14 protein-coding genes and 1 tRNA gene are annotated in these 17,986 nt (G+C 33.2%); 9 read left to right on the forward strand and 6 right to left on the reverse strand.

What is annotated here, in order from left to right:
* Window positions 1-54: 54 nt before the first annotated feature.
* Window positions 55-132 (reverse strand) — tRNA-Val (locus QO200_RS04065).
* Between the two features lie 220 nt (window positions 133-352).
* On the opposite strand from QO200_RS04065, the gene QO200_RS04070 reads away from it, so the two are divergent.
* Together QO200_RS04070 and QO200_RS04075 are read left to right on the forward strand one after the other, a co-directional pair.
* Window positions 353-2,140 carry an ABC transporter ATP-binding protein gene (locus QO200_RS04070; RefSeq protein WP_371536689.1) on the forward strand — a complete coding sequence of 596 codons (1,788 nt, stop codon included), beginning with the start codon at window positions 353-355 and terminating at the stop codon, window positions 2,138-2,140.
* Window positions 2,141-2,154: 14 nt separating this feature from the next.
* On the forward strand, window positions 2,155-3,477 hold the full coding sequence (locus QO200_RS04075) for a porin (RefSeq protein WP_371536691.1): 1,323 nt from the start codon (window positions 2,155-2,157) through the stop codon (window positions 3,475-3,477).
* A 72-nt stretch (window positions 3,478-3,549) separates the two neighbouring features.
* On the opposite strand, the gene QO200_RS04080 is transcribed toward QO200_RS04075, so the two are convergent.
* Complete coding sequence (locus QO200_RS04080; protein WP_371536694.1) at window positions 3,550-4,719, reverse strand: proline dehydrogenase family protein; 1,170 nt, start codon at window positions 4,717-4,719, stop codon at window positions 3,550-3,552.
* A 595-nt stretch (window positions 4,720-5,314) separates the two neighbouring features.
* Here QO200_RS04080 and aroB point away from each other — a divergent pair.
* From aroB to QO200_RS04110, 6 genes are all read left to right on the forward strand, one after another.
* Window positions 5,315-6,382 (forward strand): 3-dehydroquinate synthase, encoded by a 1,068-nt coding sequence (aroB, locus tag QO200_RS04085; RefSeq protein WP_371536697.1) that lies wholly within the window; start codon window positions 5,315-5,317, stop codon window positions 6,380-6,382.
* Window positions 6,383-6,673: 291 nt separating this feature from the next.
* Window positions 6,674-8,074 carry an arginine decarboxylase gene (locus QO200_RS04090; protein WP_371536699.1) on the forward strand — a complete coding sequence of 467 codons (1,401 nt, stop codon included), beginning with the start codon at window positions 6,674-6,676 and terminating at the stop codon, window positions 8,072-8,074.
* A gap of 92 nt (window positions 8,075-8,166) precedes the next feature.
* Window positions 8,167-9,138 (forward strand): deoxyhypusine synthase family protein, encoded by a 972-nt coding sequence (locus tag QO200_RS04095; RefSeq protein ID WP_371536702.1) that lies wholly within the window; start codon window positions 8,167-8,169, stop codon window positions 9,136-9,138.
* A 9-nt stretch (window positions 9,139-9,147) separates the two neighbouring features.
* Window positions 9,148-9,543: a DNA primase gene (locus QO200_RS04100; protein ID WP_371536705.1), complete on the forward strand. Its 396-nt coding sequence runs from the start codon at window positions 9,148-9,150 to the stop codon at window positions 9,541-9,543.
* A 117-nt stretch (window positions 9,544-9,660) separates the two neighbouring features.
* Window positions 9,661-11,775 (forward strand): DNA helicase RecQ, encoded by a 2,115-nt coding sequence (gene recQ / locus QO200_RS04105; RefSeq protein WP_371536709.1) that lies wholly within the window; start codon window positions 9,661-9,663, stop codon window positions 11,773-11,775.
* 67 nt (window positions 11,776-11,842) lie between these two features.
* Window positions 11,843-12,259, forward strand: a complete 417-nt coding sequence (locus tag QO200_RS04110) for a DNA-deoxyinosine glycosylase (RefSeq protein ID WP_371536712.1) — start codon at window positions 11,843-11,845, stop codon at window positions 12,257-12,259.
* A gap of 1 nt (window position 12,260) precedes the next feature.
* Here the strand turns inward: QO200_RS04110 and QO200_RS04115 are convergent, their stop codons facing one another.
* From QO200_RS04115 to QO200_RS04130, 4 genes are all read right to left on the reverse strand, one after another.
* The gene (locus QO200_RS04115) at window positions 12,261-12,776 is read right to left on the reverse strand and encodes a DinB family protein (protein WP_371536715.1); all 516 of its coding nucleotides are present in this window, start codon (window positions 12,774-12,776) and stop codon (window positions 12,261-12,263) included.
* Window positions 12,777-12,788: 12 nt separating this feature from the next.
* The gene (locus QO200_RS04120; protein ID WP_371536718.1) at window positions 12,789-15,374 is read right to left on the reverse strand and encodes a phosphoenolpyruvate carboxylase; all 2,586 of its coding nucleotides are present in this window, start codon (window positions 15,372-15,374) and stop codon (window positions 12,789-12,791) included.
* Window positions 15,375-15,473: 99 nt separating this feature from the next.
* Window positions 15,474-15,953: an Lrp/AsnC family transcriptional regulator gene (locus QO200_RS04125; protein WP_007139244.1), complete on the reverse strand. Its 480-nt coding sequence runs from the start codon at window positions 15,951-15,953 to the stop codon at window positions 15,474-15,476.
* Window positions 15,954-16,031: 78 nt separating this feature from the next.
* Window positions 16,032-17,186, reverse strand: coding sequence for a M14 metallopeptidase family protein (locus QO200_RS04130; protein ID WP_371536720.1), 1,155 nt, complete (start codon window positions 17,184-17,186; stop codon window positions 16,032-16,034).
* Window positions 17,187-17,497: 311 nt separating this feature from the next.
* On the opposite strand from QO200_RS04130, the gene QO200_RS04135 reads away from it, so the two are divergent.
* A complete protein-coding gene (locus tag QO200_RS04135; RefSeq protein ID WP_371536722.1) occupies window positions 17,498-17,974 on the forward strand; it encodes a helix-turn-helix domain-containing protein in 477 nt (158 codons plus the stop codon).
* The last annotated feature ends 12 nt before the right edge of the window (window positions 17,975-17,986 follow it).

Consider the following 17,986-nt stretch of genomic DNA (forward strand, 5'->3'; position numbering starts at 1 on the left):
ATTTGCAGGTATTCTTTAAGATTGTGGAACTTTGTAATATAATTCCTGAATAAGTGGTGGGCGATGAGGGGTTCGAACCCCCGACCCCCTCGGTGTAAACGAGGTGCTCTGAACCAGCTGAGCTAATCGCCCTATTTTAGTAGCAATTCGACTAAGATGTTCTTCGTTATTGCTGGTGCAAATATACATCTAGAATTGATATTTACAAGCAAAAAATGAAAATAAATTAATAATATTTTCGTCTAAATCCCTTTCGTTCTCACTGACAGCGCATTAATACCAATACTCCTATTCACTATTTTTTTGATAATGAATCACTATAGTATTACATTTGCATCATAAATAGCAAATAATGGCAAGGTTCAAAGAAAATGATTTACCCAAATCAAAAATTACAGTAAGTTCTCTCAACAAAGCAACTCTTATATTTAAATACGCAGACAATCACCGTTGGAAGTTTTATGTAGGATTACTTTTTTTATTGCTCACCGGAGCCACGGCTTTAGCCTTCCCTAAATTAATGGGAATGTTAATTGACAGTGTGAAGAATAAAAGTTACACTGATGCTAATAATATTGCTTTATTTCTGATCGGTATTCTTTTTATGCAATCCATTTTTTCGTTTTTTAGATTATCCCTTTTCATCAATTTTACGGAGCATACTTTGGCTAACCTTAGACTGTCATTATACAGTAATCTAGTCAAGCTGCCTATGTCTTTCTTTTCGCAAAAGCGTGTTGGTGAGTTAAACAGTAGAATTAGTTCAGACATTACACAAATTCAAGACACTTTAACTTCTACCATTGCTGAATTCTTAAGACAGTTAATTTTAATTATAGGTGGAGTAGCATTACTTGCAACCGAAAGCATCAAACTTACTTTATTAATGCTGTCAGTCGTTCCATTAGTGGCTGTAGCGGCAGTTATCTTTGGTCGGTTTATTCGTAAATTTTCAAAAAACGTTCAGGATCAGGTAGCAGAAAGTCAGGTTATCGTTGAAGAAACGATGCAGGGAATTAGTATAGTGAAGGCTTTCGCCAATGAATGGTACGAAATTGCCCGTTATGATGGAAAAATAAAAGAAGTAGTAAAATTAGCCATCAAAGGCGGAAAATACAGAGGGTACTTTGCTTCCTTTATTATCTTTTGTCTTTTTGGAGCCATAGTAGCCGTAGTTTGGTTTGGTGTTCGATTAAGTATTAGCGGAGAAATGAGTGTAGGCCAGTTGATTTCATTTGTATTGTACTCTACCTTTGTAGGTGCTTCTTTTGGAGGAATTGCCGAATTATATGCACAAATCCAAAAAGCGATTGGAGCCACCGAGCGTGTTTTTGAATTATTGGAGGAAACTCCAGAGAAAATCAACTCAAAGCAAAGTACTTCTCCGATTCAAAAAATTAAGGGAAACGTTACCTTCAAAAATGTTGCCTTTAGTTATCCTTCAAGAAAGGAAATAAAAGTATTAAAGAATGTCAATTTTACTGCAAATTTTGGTCAAAAAATTGCCATTGTTGGTCCTAGTGGAACTGGAAAATCAACCATTGCTTCCTTATTATTGCGTTTCTATGATATTGATTCAGGTGAAATATTAATAGACGGAAAAAATATTTATGATTACGAATTAGAAGATCTTCGTGGAAATATGAGTATTGTGCCTCAGGATGTCATTTTATTTGGAGGAACTATAAAAGAAAATATAGCTTACGGAAAACCGAATGCAACAGAAGAGGAAATTCTTTTAGCTGCTAAGCAAGCCAATGCCTTTAATTTTATCGAAGGGTTTCCTGAAAAATTTGAGACCATTGTGGGAGAAAGAGGAATTAAACTCTCAGGAGGTCAAAGACAACGTATTGCAATTGCTAGAGCACTACTTAAAAACCCAAGCATATTGATCCTCGACGAAGCAACTTCCTCTCTAGATAGTGAAAGTGAAAGATTAGTACAAGAAGCCCTAGAAATATTGATGCAAGGAAGAACAAGTATCATTATTGCTCACCGTCTTTCTACTATACGTAGTGCTGATCAAATATTAGTACTTGACAATGGCGAAATAACAGAACAAGGTACACATCAAGAGCTGATTGCTTTAGAAAATGGTAAATATAAAAATTTAAGCAACTTACAATTTACAGACTTTTAATCTAAAAACAATCAATGAAACCAAAATTAACTAAAACAGCTGCTCTAATCTTCTTGCTGTTTTTAAAATCTGTTGCCTTCCAAGCGCAAGAAACCAAAAACCCATTTAAAGTAAACCTATCTGAAGACGGGAAAAAATACATTAAATTTGGAGCCAATTTTCAATTGTGGGGGCGTTATACAGAACTAAACCCAAATAGTAAAATTGGAGATAATGTTGTAGCACAATCTACTGATATTGTTATTAGACGATTGCGCTTGCAAGCGATGGGAATGCTTACTGACAATGTGTTTTTTCACATTCAGTTAGGGCAAAATAATATTAATTTTACGCAAAATACCGGCCCATCAAATACTCCATTATCTGTTTTAGATGCTATAGGAGAATACCATTTTAATGATAAATTGCATCTAGGTGGTGGATTAACAGCTTGGGGAGCAGGAACAACTCGATATTCAGCTAACAGCTCTTCTTCGCATCTTACCCTCGACGCTCCTATTTACCAGCAAAACATTAATATTTCCTCCACTTTTGGAAATAGAAATCTAAGTATTTATGCTAAAGGAATGTTTGATAAATTAAGTTATCGAGTAGCGATTACAAATCCTTACAGGAATGCAACTAGCACCTTAAATCTTAATTCTACTATAAGTACTCATACCCCAAGAGCTCAATATTCAGGAATTTTGACTTATGCTTTTGCAGACAAAGAATCAAATACCGATCCTTATAACAAAGGAACTTATCTAGGTACTAAAAAAGTTTTTAATATTGCTCTCGGTTACCTGACACAGTCCAAATCAATGTGGCGAGTAGATCCTAACAATACTGCAGCAGTATTATATGATGATATGAACGTCCTAGGTTTAGATGTATTTTATGATAAACCAATGAGCAATAAAGGAGACGCTTTAACACTTTACGCTGCTTACAACAATTGCAATTTCGGAAAAAACTACATCCGTAGTATTACGACTCCTAACCCTGCAATTGCTGATGCTTCTCTTATTAATGGTTCAGGAAACGGATTTATAGCTGTTGGGACTGGAAATATTTATTATGGACAAATAGGATATTTATTTGCTAAACCTAAAGATGCAGCTGTAAAAGGAAGAATTCAAGCCTATGCTGCGGGTCAAATCGCCGATTTGGAAGCACTAGACAGCCCTATGACTATGTATGAGTTAGGAGCAAATTATTACCTAACGGGAACTTTAGGGCCTAAATTAAGTTTAGGGTACCAAAGCAGAGCTATTTTCGAAAAAGTATCAGATGCTAAATACCCGCAAAGCGACCGCAAAGATATGGTCGTACTACAATTTCAAGTTTCTTTCTAAAATGAAAACACTAGAAAACAAAAAAGGTTTCGCCGTTAAAGCGAAACCTTTTTACTATTTTTAAAAGAATACCTAATCTTCTTTTCTTCTTTTACGTTCTGCCTTTATCAAACCTAATTCACGACTAGTTTGCCCAGCTACTGAAGTATTTTCTTCTGCACGACGAATCAAGTATGGCATAACATCTTTTACAGGACCAAAAGGTAAGTATTTGGCAACATTATAATGATGATCAGCTAAATTATAACTAATATTATCACTCATACCATACAATTGGCCAAACCAAATTTTCTCATCCTTAGTATTTATTCCTTTTTCCTTCATCAAGTCCAATAAATTATAAGTGCTTTCTTCATTATGGGTGCCTAGAAAGAGAGACATACTGTCTAAATGATCAATCATATAATTTACCGCTGCATCATAATTAGCATCTGTAGCTTCCTTTGACGAACAAATTGGTGATGGATACCCTTTTTCTTTAGCCCTGCCATTTTCTTTTTCCAAGTAAGCGCCACGAACTAATTTCATTCCGATAACAAAGCCTTCCTTTTTTGCCTGTTCATGCACCTTTTTCAAATAATCCAAGCGATCCCAACGGTACATTTGCAATGTATTGAAAACAATTGGCTTTTCTTTATTGTATTTACGCATCATATCGATAACTAATTCGTCAGCAGCATCTTGCATCCAACTCTCTTCTCCATCAATAAGCAATGCTACATTATTTTTATGAGCTTCACTGCAAACCAAATCAAAACGAGCCACAACTTTATCCCATTCCTCTTGTTCCTTTGAAGTTAACGTCTGTTTTTCTCCTAATTTTTCATACAATTCAAAACGCCCCAAACCCGTTGGTTTAAAAACTGCAAAAGGTATTGATTGACGTTCTTTGGCAAATTCTACGGTTTTTAAAGTCATTTCCAGTGCAGCGTCAAATTGATGTTCATCCTCTTTTCCTTCCACTGAATAATCCAACACAGACGAAACTCCTTTAGTATATATTTTATCAACAACAGAAAGGCAGTCATTCAAGTTTACTCCTCCACAAAAATGATCAAAAACAGTGGCACGAATCAAACCTTCTACTGGAAGATTAATATTCAATGCAAAATTAGTAACCACAGCTCCTATACGAACCAATGGCTCGTTTGAAATCATTTTAAAAAGAAAGTAAGCTCTATCAAGTTCTGTATCGCTTTTTAATGCGAAGGCCACTTGTGTATTATTGAATATTTTTTCCATGTTACTAATTTCGTAATTATTATAGCTATTATGAAGCAAAAATAAATAAAGACCTCGATAAAATAGTATGTTTTATCAATTAAAATATAAATTAACATTTGCATGAAAATTTTAAATAAAATCAACACCTATTTTTTATGCGTTTGAAAATATAATAATTTACAAAATAAAGTTAACGTTTAAGTTCTTAACGCAAACTATAATTAGTTTAAATTTATCACATTGAGTTTTATTATTATGTTATTGATTTTATCCTACAACCCAGTAGCAAATTTTAAACAATACAGCAATGCAATCCCTCTTTGAAAAAAATCTTTAAATCCCCGCACCTTAATGATAAGAACTCTGAGTATCTACTGGCAATGGGTTATTTTTTATAAAAAATAATGAAGATACATGTAAGTAAATAAGCTTGGTTGAAAACAAAAAAATACAGCTGAAAAATAACTAACTGTCCTGCTACATTAGGAGCTTACTAATGTATTATAAAATATATTTCCCCTTATTTGTTAAATTTATAAATAAATATGAGTGTTTTTTTGAATAGAATTAGGCAAAAAATCCCTTATTTTGCACTTTCATTTAATCAAATAAGATGCAAACGATTCAAGCAAGTAATTATCCCATTTATTTTAATGAAAAGGGATATGACGCTCTAAACCTTCACTTAAAAGACAATAAGTACTCTAACTTGTTTATTATAGTAGACAGCAATACAAATGAATTGTGTTTACCTACATTTCTACCTTATATAGAGACAGACCTTACTATCGAAATTATCGAATTTGAAGCGGGTGAAGAGAACAAAAACATTGAGACTTGCGTCCAAATATGGAATGTACTAACTGAACTTGGCGCTGACAGAAAAAGCCTTGTCATAAATCTTGGTGGCGGTGTTGTCACTGATTTAGGAGGTTTTGTTGCTTCAACATTCAAACGAGGTATCGATTTCATTAATATCCCTACAACCCTACTGTCTATGGTAGATGCTTCCGTGGGAGGGAAAAACGGAGTAGATTTAGGTAATTTAAAAAATCAAATTGGCGTTTTCAACCTACCAGCAATGGTAATCATAGATACAGCCTATTTAGAATCACTACCTCAAAACGAAATGCGTTCTGGTCTAGCCGAAATGCTAAAACATGGTTTAATCTTTGACAAAGCATATTGGGAACAGTTTTTAGATTTAAAAGCGATTGACTTTGCTGATTTTGATGAGCTTATTTACCGCTCTGTTGCAATTAAAAATGAAATCGTAACATTAGATCCTACTGAAAAAAATATACGGAAATCATTAAACTTCGGTCATACTCTGGGTCATGCGATTGAAAGCTATTTTCTGGAGAATGAAAATAAAACTACCTTATTGCATGGTGAAGCCATTGCGGTAGGAATGATTTTGGAAAGTTATATCTCTTTCGAAAAAGAATTAATAAGTGAAAGCGAGTATATCCAAATTAAAACTACAATAAAGTCTATCTTTGATGATATCGTGTTTCTTGAAAATGACATAGACCCTATACTAGAATTACTCATTCACGACAAGAAAAACGAGTATGGTACCATACAATTTGCCCTAATAGAAGGCATTGGTAAAATAAAAATAAATCAATCTGTTGAAAATGAATTAATTCTTAAAGCATTTAACGATTATAAATCTTAAATATTTTTTAGTTAAAAGGATTGGATTACGTATATATTATTTTTTACATTTGCTGCAATGAAAAACAATCAAAAACAACGGAATTACAGTTCAAATGAAAACAGAAACAATAAGTCTTTTCTAAGGATATTGAAGCTTTTTTATTCGATCAAAGATTTTTTTTGTTTTGACTTGTCTAATCATTTAAAAGTAGATCATGAAAAACTTCAGATTATTTATGCAAACATTAGGGTTTGAAAATTAGTTTAATTCTTAATACCAATTTAATTAATCTACAATACTACAAGCTAAATGAATACAAAATATTCCGATCTAATAAATCAAACGTATTACTTTCCACAAGAAGAATTTACTTTAAACAAAGACAATCTAAAGTTTCACAACATTGATTTGATGAAACTCGTAGAAGAATATGGTACCCCATTAAAATTTACTTATTTACCTCAAATTTCAAATAACATCAACAAAGCCAAAAATTGGTTTCGTAAATCGATGGAGAAAAACAAATACGAGGCAAAATACTATTACTGCTATTGTACAAAAAGCTCCCATTTTGAATTCATTATGAATGAAGCTTTTAAAAATAATATTCACGTCGAAACTTCTTCTGCTTTCGATATAAATATTGTTGAAAATTTGATGGCAAATGGAAAAATAAACAAAAGTACTTACGTTATATGTAATGGTTTTAAAAGAGACCAATACATCGAAAATATTGCAAGGTTAATTAATAACGGGCATAAAAACACTATTCCCATTATTGATAATTTTGAAGAGTTGGATTTACTTCAGGCAGAAATTAAAGGAAAATTCAAAATTGGAATTCGTATTGCTGCTGAAGAAGAACCAAAATTTGAGTTCTATACTTCCCGTCTTGGAATAGGCTATAAAAACATTGTTAGTTTTTACAAAAAGCAGATTCAAGATAATGATAAATTAGAACTTAAAATGTTGCACTTTTTTATCAATACTGGAATCAATGATACAGCTTACTACTGGAATGAGTTGGTAAAATGTATTAAAGTATATATCGCATTAAAGAAAGAGTGTCCCACATTGGATGGTCTAAATATTGGTGGTGGATTTCCTATAAAAAATTCATTGGCGTTTGAATATGATTATCAATACATGATTGACGAAATCATCAATCAAATCAAGATTGCCTGCGACGAAGCTGAGGTTGACGTTCCTAATATCTTTACTGAATTTGGTTCTTTTACTGTAGGAGAAAGCGGAGGCGCTATTTATCAAATTTTGTATCAAAAACAACAAAATGATAGAGAAAAATGGAACATGATCGATTCTTCTTTTATCACTACTCTACCTGATACTTGGGCGATTAATAAACGTTTTATTATGTTGGCAATCAACCGTTGGAACGAAACCTACGAACGGGTTTTACTAGGTGGTTTGACTTGCGACAGTGATGATTATTACAATTCTGAGCAAAATATGAATGCCATTTATTTGCCAAAATACAATAAAGAGAAACCGTTATACATAGGCTTTTTTAATACAGGTGCTTATCAAGAAACAATAGGCGGATACGGAGGTTTACATCACTGTTTGATTCCTCAACCTAAACACATCTTAATCAATAGAGATGAAAATGGGATTATCGGTACTGAAGTATTTTCAGAACAACAAACAGCCGACGATGTGTTAAAAATTTTAGGTTACGACAAAAAATAAACAAATAAATACACAATTAGTCAATTTAAAAATTATTATATTTGGATCTAACCATTCAATGAATTGATTTTTAAATCTTTAAACCAAACAAAATGAGTAAAGGACCTATAAGTCAGTTTATAGAAAAGCATTATTTGCATTTCAATTCTGCGGCTTTAGTAGATGCAGCAAAAGGCTATGAACAACAGCTTGCAAATGGAGCTAAAATGATGGTAACTCTTGCGGGAGCAATGAGTACTGCCGAAATCGGAAAGATTTTTGCAGAAATGATTCGTCAAGACAAAGTGCAAATTATTTCTTGTACAGGTGCAAATTTAGAAGAAGACATCATGAACTTGGTAGCTCATTCACACTACGAAAGAGTACCAAACTACCGTGATTTGACTCCGGAACAAGAATGGGATTTACTTGAAAGAGGTTTAAATCGTGTAACAGATACGTGTATTCCTGAGCATGAAGCATTCCGTCGTTTGCAAAAACACATTTACAAAATTTGGAAAGACGCTGATGACAAAGGAGAACGTTATTTACCGCATGAATATATGTACAAAATGCTTTTATCAGGCGTTTTAGAAGAATATTACGAAATTGATTTGAAAGACAGCTGGATGTATGCCGCAGCAGAAAAAAACTTGCCAATTATCTGTCCAGGATGGGAAGATAGTACTATGGGAAATATTTTTGCTTCCTATGTGATTAAAGGAGATTTAAAAGTCTCTACGATGAAATCTGGAATAGAATACATGACATTTTTAGCCGATTGGTACCCTAAAAATTCTGCTAATGGAGTTGGATTTTTCCAAATTGGTGGTGGTATAGCCGGAGATTTCCCAATTTGTGTTGTTCCAATGTTGTACCAAGATATGGAAATGCCAGAAACCCCTTTTTGGAGCTATTTCTGCCAAATTTCAGATTCAACGACAAGTTACGGTTCGTATTCTGGAGCAGTGCCAAATGAAAAAATTACTTGGGGTAAGTTAGATATAAAAACTCCTAAGTTTATTATTGAGTCTGATGCTACAATTGTGGCGCCTCTTATTTTCGCTTATTTATTAGACTTATAGAATATCATTATGAAAAGAGTAATTGTTGATTACGCAAAACTGACCAACGAAATTTTAAACCTTTTAGTAGAAAAGTTTCCTGATGGTTATGATGACTCCGATATTGTTCGTTTTAGAAATGCTAAAAACGAATTAATTGAGGCTGTTGAAGTACGAACTGAAGATACTATTTACTTAGTAAAAGTAAGTATGAAATTGGCTGACCGTATCGAAAACCACGATGAAGATGATGAAATCGATGACGTTATTGAACCAATCATCCCAATAAAAGGGCTTGATTTGGATGACGATGACGACGATGATGAGGATGAGGATGACAATCGAGACAAACCAGATTCTGATGAAGATGATGAAGATTCAGACAAATCTGATTATTCTGATGATGACGACGAAGATGAAGATTAACTTCAATTAAAAATACAAAAGGAACTCTTAATCGAGTTCCTTTTTTTTAGCAGATTAATAAAATTTATCTTTTTTATAATTTATATCGAAGTAATACTAAAAGGCACTACTCCCTAAATGATCACATCTCAAATATTACATGACTCTTTAAAGGAAAATTTTGGATTTGAAAAATTCAGAACCAATCAAGAGCAAATCATAAACACCATTTTATCCGGTCATGATACGCTGGCAATAATGCCAACGGGTGGCGGAAAATCAATTTGCTTTCAATTACCGGCACTTCTATTTCCTGGAATTACAATAGTAATATCACCACTGATCGCTTTAATGAAAGACCAGGTGGACAGCTTAAAAGCAAACGGAATTGATGCCTGCTTTATCAATAGCAGTCAAACGAATGAAGAACAGCAATTACACATTCAAAACCTAAAAGACAATAAAGTCAAAATGGTTTATGTAGCCCCTGAGAGCTTATCCTATTTAGAAAATGCATTTAGCCAAATCACCATAAGTCTTATAGCAATTGATGAAGCACATTGTATTTCTTCTTGGGGACATGACTTTAGACCCGCATATACTAACCTTGGGTATTTAAAAAAGCGCTTCCCTTCTACTCCAATATTAGCTTTAACTGCAACTGCGGATAAAGCTACACGTAAGGACATTAGCCAACAATTAAACTTAGTAAATCCGAAGTCATTTATTTCTTCTTTTGATCGAAAGAACCTTAGCTTAGAAGTACGTCCCGCACTCGACAGAGTAAAACAAATAATTGATTTCATAAGCGATAAACCAACCGAATCTGGAATCATTTATTGCTTAAGTCGAAAGACAACTGAAGAACTTGCCGCAAAACTTAAAAAAGCAGGCGTAAACGCAAAAGCATATCATGCTGGTCTAGACATCTCGGTACGATCGCAAACCCAAGATGACTTCATTAATGATGATTGTCAAGTGGTTTGTGCCACGATTGCTTTTGGAATGGGAATCGACAAATCAAATGTTCGCTGGGTTATTCATTATAATTTACCCAAAAATATCGAAGGTTATTATCAAGAAATTGGAAGAGCTGGTCGCGACGGCCTGCCTTCTGAAACTATTTTATTCGAGAGTTATGGCGATGTAATTCAATTACAAAAATTTGCTTCACAGGGTTTAAATGCCGAAGTACAATTAGCGAAGCTCGAAAGAATGAAACAGTATGCTGATGCCTTAAGCTGCAGAAGAAAGATACTACTTTCCTATTTTGGCGAATTAGTAACTGAAAATTGTGGGAATTGCGATATTTGCAAGAACCCGCCTGAATTTTTTGACGGAACAATCATCGCACAAAAAGCTTTATCTGCTATTATTCGTTTGAAAGAATCAGAACCATTGCCCGTTATTATTGATTTCTTACGAGGTTCTAAGAATGCTTATATATTCGAAAATGAATATCAAAACTTAAAAACCTACGCTGTCGGAAGCGACATCTCTTGGTACGACTGGAATCAGTATATCATTCAACTGATTAATCAGGGACTTTGCGAAATTGCTTTTCACCGTCAAAATAAAATCCGCCTCACCGCATTGGCACGTGAAGTTTTATTTGAAGGAGACAAAGTACAATTGACCACGGTTATAAAAGTCAATACTGAAAAAACAGAAATCAAAGAAACCAAAAGCAAATCAGCTGCCAATTCTCTTTTTGAAACGCTACGAAAATTGCGTTATGAAATTTCTAAAGAAGAAAGTGTTCCTGCATATGTTATTTTCAGTGACGCCGCTTTACGCCAAATGGAAACAATCAGACCCATGAGCGATGATGAATTCATTACCATTGACGGAGTAGGAAAAGCAAAACTGGAAAAATATGGAGATGTCTTTATAAAAGCAATAATTGCATTTCAAAAAAACAAAGTAGTAAAACCAAAAAAAGAAGCAGGAACCTACAAAGAAACACTACAATTATTTCAAAGTGGATTAGCTACTCAAGAAATTGCCTTGAAACGCAAACTTGGCATTAGCACTATCATGTCCCATTTAGCAAAACTATATTTGGATGGAGAAGCAATTGACTTATACCAATTTGTTTCTGAAGATGAAGTGATTTTAATTTCTAAAGCCAAGTTACAATTAGAAAGTCCGACAACTTTAAAACCCTACTACGACCATCTTGAAGAAAAAATAGCGTACGACAAAATAAGATTGGCTTTAGCGATTATCGAAAAAGAAAGACGTAATAAATAATCTGTTATATGATTACTTCATTTCCCCATTTTATAAACCCACAAACAGAAATCCTAATATTGGAACGATGCCTGGCATTGCCTCTCTTGAAAAGCAAGAATACTACGCACACAAAAGGAATCACTTTTGGAAAATTATGTATAGTCTTTTTAGCACATTACCTGTTTCAGAAATTTTCGAAGAAAAAATAAAACTGCTACAGTCAAACAAATTGGGGTTGTGGGATGTTTTAGAAAATTGCGAACGAAAAGGAAGTTTAGATGTCCATATTAAAAATCAAAAAGAAAATGATTTTGAATCTTTATTCAAGGAATTCCCAGCTATCCACAAAATAATTTTTAACGGAAAAGAAAGTCACCGTTATTTCGTAAAAAAGTTTGGACAAATAGAAGGCATCACGTATAATGTGATGCCTTCAACTAGTCCTGCAAATACAATGTCTTTCGAAAATAAATTAAAAATCTGGTCGACTTGCTTCCAGTAATTTATAAATATCTTTCCTGAAATATTTTTTGATGATGTTTTTGATGCCCAATAGTGATAAAGCCAATAGCACGCACTGAAACGGCACTGTTTGAAGCAACCCCCATTCTTGTTAGTTGCTCTTCTGAAAAACTTTTAAAGAGAGCAATAGTAGATTGCCTCACCAAAGCCATTTCGGTCAACAACCCCTGCAAATTTCTTTCGTTGGCATTGGTGTTATCAACATAATCATTTTCTTCAAAACTAGGCAAAGGTGTTTTATCATTTCTAGAAATTCGCATGGCGCGGTAACTAAAAATACGCTCTGTATCAATAAGGTGCTGAATGATTTCCTTTATAGTCCATTTTCCCTCCGCATAACGGTAATCGAATTTATTCATAGGGATGTTCTGCACAAATTTGATAAAATCATGAAGAGATATTTCTAATTCTTCAATCAAATTAACATCTTCTAGTTCACTAACATAATCCGCATAAAAAGGAGCGTACTCCGTATCTGGTAATTGATTTGATTTCATTTATTTTTTTGTTTATGCCGAGTTTCTACTTGCGTTTGTATTTCCAAAAAGCGAACGCATCACTATTTTCTCATAGACCTTTATCAAATTTTCATCTGGCACACTTTCTTTATTTAGCTCATTGATTCTCAATAAAGCATATTGTTGTATTGTCAACAATGGCAACACAATACGCTCTCTAATTTGAATAGAAGCTTTACCATCAGGATAATTCTCCATAAGCTCTTCATGACCTGCTATTTTTAGCAATAATCGTTTAGACTCTAAAAATTCATCATAAATAATTTGCCAAAATTCTCCAAATTCAGGATCCTTTTTCATGTAAGCCGTTAAAGGAAAAAAGGACTTAGTTATTGACATCATACTGTTTTCTAACAGTGTTTTAAAAAACAGAGAGTTGTCGTATAAATCCTGAACTTTATCCCATTGCTCTGTATCTTCAAAATATTTCAGTGCCGTACCTACCCCAAAAAATCCAGGGACATTTTGTTTTAACTGACTCCAAGAACCCACAAACGGAATAGCTCGCAAATCTTTAAAATCCAATTGCTCTGACTTACCTCTTTTAGAAGGTCGGCTTCCAATATTAGTTTTAGCATAATATTTCAAAGTACTCATTTGCTCCAAATACGGTATAAACTTCGGGTGATTCTTAAAGCTTAAATATTTTTCATAACCTAAATCAGCTAATTGCCCCATCACATTCTTTTCATCAAGCGACAACTCATTTTTATTTTTACTAAATACCTGATTTGTAACCCCGGCACTTAATAAATTTTCTAAATTGTAGCGACAAGAGTCTAAAGTACCAAAATTTGAACTTATGGTTTGTCCTTGGACCGTAATTTGAATTTCCTTGTTTTCAATATTTGGACCTAAAGAAGCATAAAATTTATGTGTTTTTCCTCCTCCACGTGCTGGTGGTCCACCACGTCCATCAAAGAATATTACTTTAATGCCATATTTTCTGGACATAGCAGTCAATGCTTCTTTTGCTTTGTAAATACTCCAGTTTGCCATTAAATAACCACCATCTTTTGTACCATCAGAAAAACCAAGCATAATTGTTTGCTTCATTTCTCTATTTTTCAAATGATTCGCATACATTGGATTCGTATACAATTGCTCCATAATAGTGTGCGCACTTAGCAAATCCTCAACCGATTCAAATAGTGGCACAACATCAACTGTAGGACTTTCCCAATCACATAAACGAATCATTGCAAAGGTTTCTAATACATTCAGCGCACTTTCGTTATTACTTATTATGTAGCGATTAGCACCTAGTTCTCCATTATTTACCTGAATCACCTTAATTGCCTGAATCGATTCTATAGTCGACTTCGTTATTTCATCTTCAAAATCGCTTGAATCAATATTTCCTTTAACATTTGACAACACCTCAAATTTTTCATCTTCGGTTAAATCATAATAATTCTCAGGGAAAATATCTGAGCTTGAATTCACATAGAACCCATGAATATCTTTAAAAACAGCATCGTGTATTCTACTGTTTTGACGGATATCTAAAGTAGCAAAATGAAAACCAAATAAATTCACTTTAATAAGAAGCGCTTCCAATTGATCTAAATACAGCGACTGATGTTGCTCGATAACTATTCTCTTGATCTTATTTAATTGCGCTTTAAACTCCTCTAAAGTAATGTATATTTCACCTTTCGAATAAAAAACAGAACGGTAAAGTTTTTGTTCAAGTTCAGCCACCAAAATATCTACATTAAAGAAAGTTAGCTTTCTTTTTAAGTTTCTAATTTCGATGTAATAACATTTCAATATTGACGTTCTTAATCGCTCAGCTACATTCAATGTAATCTCAGTTGTTACGTAAGGATTCCCATCACGATCTCCACCAGGCCAGAACCCTAATTTTATCAAAGCGTTTTGAATGGACTCACCTTGAAAAACATTTTTCTGTAGGTAATGAACCATGTCTCCTGAAGTACTGTAGAATACATTCTCAAGATACCAAATCAAACTAACTGCTTCATCAAATGGATTTGGCTTCTCGTTTTTTATAAAAGGCGTTTTACCTAATTGAGCTAACAGCTCTTTAATATTCAGTAAATTATTTCCTCGTATAGCATCAGTTAAATCATTAATGATTCCTAATACAGAACCTGGGTAGAACTGAGTAGGATGAGCCGTTAACACTGTTCTTACATTAAAGTTCTCTAGAAAATCAATCAGCTCTTCCTTCTTTCCTTTCGCATCTGCTTTTTCTTTAATATCTCGCAACGAACCTCTACCTTCCATATTATTTACAATCGGAAAAGCGGCATCTTCAACCGCATCAAACAAGACGATTTGGCGTTCGATATATTGAATAAAACGAAACATGATATCAATTTTATCAGCTTCTTCAGTAATGTGCGAATATTTATTAGTGAAAAAATCCACAATTTCTTTTGGAGTCTGCTGTTTCTTAAAACCACTCTCGCAAACATCTGTAAATAAAGGAAGTAAAGCCCCTGTATTATCTATAGAATCAAATGGTAAAGTAATAAATACACTATTGTAAATATTGTATTTAGAGAGGACGTTTTGATTAAAACGTTCGATTTTTGGTAGCGTGTACATAATTTTGTTATAGTTGGTTTGGTTTAACGGAAAATAGTTATAAAAAAATAACCCCAAGAACTAACTTGAGGTTATATTAAAATATAGCAATCAAGTGTATTACATGTTTTTAAATATCGTATGCATCAAGCGCTTCTTATCATTGATACTTTCCTCCAATGAAATCATAGTTTCTGTTCTATAAACACCGTCAATATCATCAATCATAAAAATAACATCCTTAGCATGCTTTGTATCTTTAGCTCTGATTTTACAGAAAATATTAAATTTTCCAGTAGTTACTGAAGCAACAGTCACAAAAGGAATCTCGTTAATGCGTTGTAAAACAAATTTAGTTTGTGAAGTATTATTAAGAAAAACTCCTACATAAGCAATAAAAGAATATCCTAATTTATCATAATCAAGTACTAATGACGAACCCATTATGATTCCCGCATCTTCCATTTTTTTAACCCTAACGTGTACGGTTCCAGCAGAAATTAATAATTTTTTGGCAATATCTGTGAACGGAACTCTGGTGTTGTCGATCAACATATCTAATATCTGATGATCTACTTCATCTAAACGGAACTTACTCATATTTCTATAATTAATATTTATAATTGACTAATACAAAGTTTAAAAATATACATAAAAACATTAAATCGATTCAAAATATTATTTTTTTATCAATCCATTAACAAATTCAATGCTATTTTCTAAATAAAAATTGGCTTTTTGATTTAATTCAGGAAAATTACCGTGTTCATCTTTATACTCTGCTTCTTTCGCATCATACTCGATATGACCATAATAGCTATCCAAATCTCCAATTTCTACAAAATAAGCATTAAAAAACAGTTTGTTTTCTATTAACTCCTCTTTGTATTGTGCAGCAAAATTCGTAATTTTTTCATTACCATCATAATTTAATTTGACATTTTTATACAAAAAATCATAAAAAACGACTTTATTTTGAGGAATACTCAAATAATTATCAATTCCATTGTCAACTATATCGTTTTCGCAAAGTATAGTGAAACTAGAAAGTAACGCCATAAAAATATACTTTCTTGTGTTTTCTCTTTCATAATCATCTTGAAAATGTCCCGCTTCAAACAATAAAGTAGGAACTCCGAGCGCCTGAAAAGTATCTCCAATGCAATTGAGATTAAAAGAGTCGTCAAATCGCCCTATCTGACCTGGTATATATTGCTGCAACACGTTATTAATTCCTGCAATAAGCGCAATGGCCTTCATTCGTGATTCATTTATTTCCCGTTCTTCGTTATAAGAAGGAGCTAAAAACGAAACTGTTGCGGGCTTACCTGTGCTTCCTACTCCAAAAATAGTGCGCTGATCATGCAGGTTAAAGCAATAATTAGGCAGAAAAGAATCAAATGCATCACGCAACACTCTGCTTTCCGGTTGTGACAAGTTTTGCGAGTCTCTGTTTAAATCAATTTCATTTGCGTTTACGCGGGTGTAAGCTTGCGCACCATCCGGATTCAAAATTGGAATACAATAGAAAGTAAAAGCAGCTAACAATTCTGCAGCAAGTTCTGAGCCACTATGCAGCACATTTAAAAAGTCAAACAAGGCCTTTGTAGTTGTACTTTCGTTTCCGTGCATTTGAGACCAAAGCAAAATTCTAGTTTCTCCTTCACCAATTTGGTAGCTGTAAATTGGTTTTTTAAGCACTGACTCTCCAATAACCGAAAGTTGATTATTAGTATTTAATCTGTTCAATAAGGGCTCAATTGATTCTAAAGTAAGATACCTGCCTTCAATCGAATGCTCCTTGTTATCGTTGAATAATTGTTCTAAATCCATAGTGTATTATTTGATTTACAAAAGTAAACATCTTTATTTTTACAATTGTAAACTGATTGAAATTGATTTATTTTAGAATTGTAAACAGCTTTAAAGGATAATCCTTGCTCTCAGTAGCAGTACAATTTGACAAATGTCACCTCGATTATAAATTTGTTTTAAATTACTGTTTATCAGTATATTAAAATGCTTTATTTAATGCTTTAATTAGATATAAATGCTCTTTTATATACAATTTACACTTGTAATATTGCTATTCTTGTCTGTTTGTGTTACATTTGTAATTAGATAAATTTTAATAGCTATTTACAATGGTAAACACTGAAGATTTTATTAAACGGCTTGAAATTATATTGGACTATTACAGTTTAAATGCCTCCGCATTTGCTGATAAAATTGGTGTACAACGATCCAGTTTGTCCCACCTTCTATCAGGTAGAAACAAACCCAGTTTAGATTTTATTCTTAAAATTCTGGATGTTTTCCCTGATGTAGATTTGTATTGGATTTTGAATGGTAAAGGCAGTTTTCCAAAAAATAGCGAGCCAATTCTAAAACAAGAAAACAAAATGGAAGACGTCATCAAACCAAATACATCTACTCCAATTCCAGAACCCATTCCTCTTCAAAATTTATTTTCTGAAGAAAAAAACAGTACAGATAAAAATAGAGCTGTTACACAAAACGAAAATATTCAAAACGTAGTCAACGAATCCATTTCTGGTGAAGTGGAAAAAATTGTGTTCTTTTATAAAAATGGTACTTTCAAAGTTTTTACGCCAAACTAAAAAAAGCCAATC

This window comes from Flavobacterium sp. Arc3 (genome assembly GCF_041431375.1).
In the GTDB taxonomy this organism is placed as follows: Bacteria; Bacteroidota; Bacteroidia; order Flavobacteriales; family Flavobacteriaceae; genus Flavobacterium.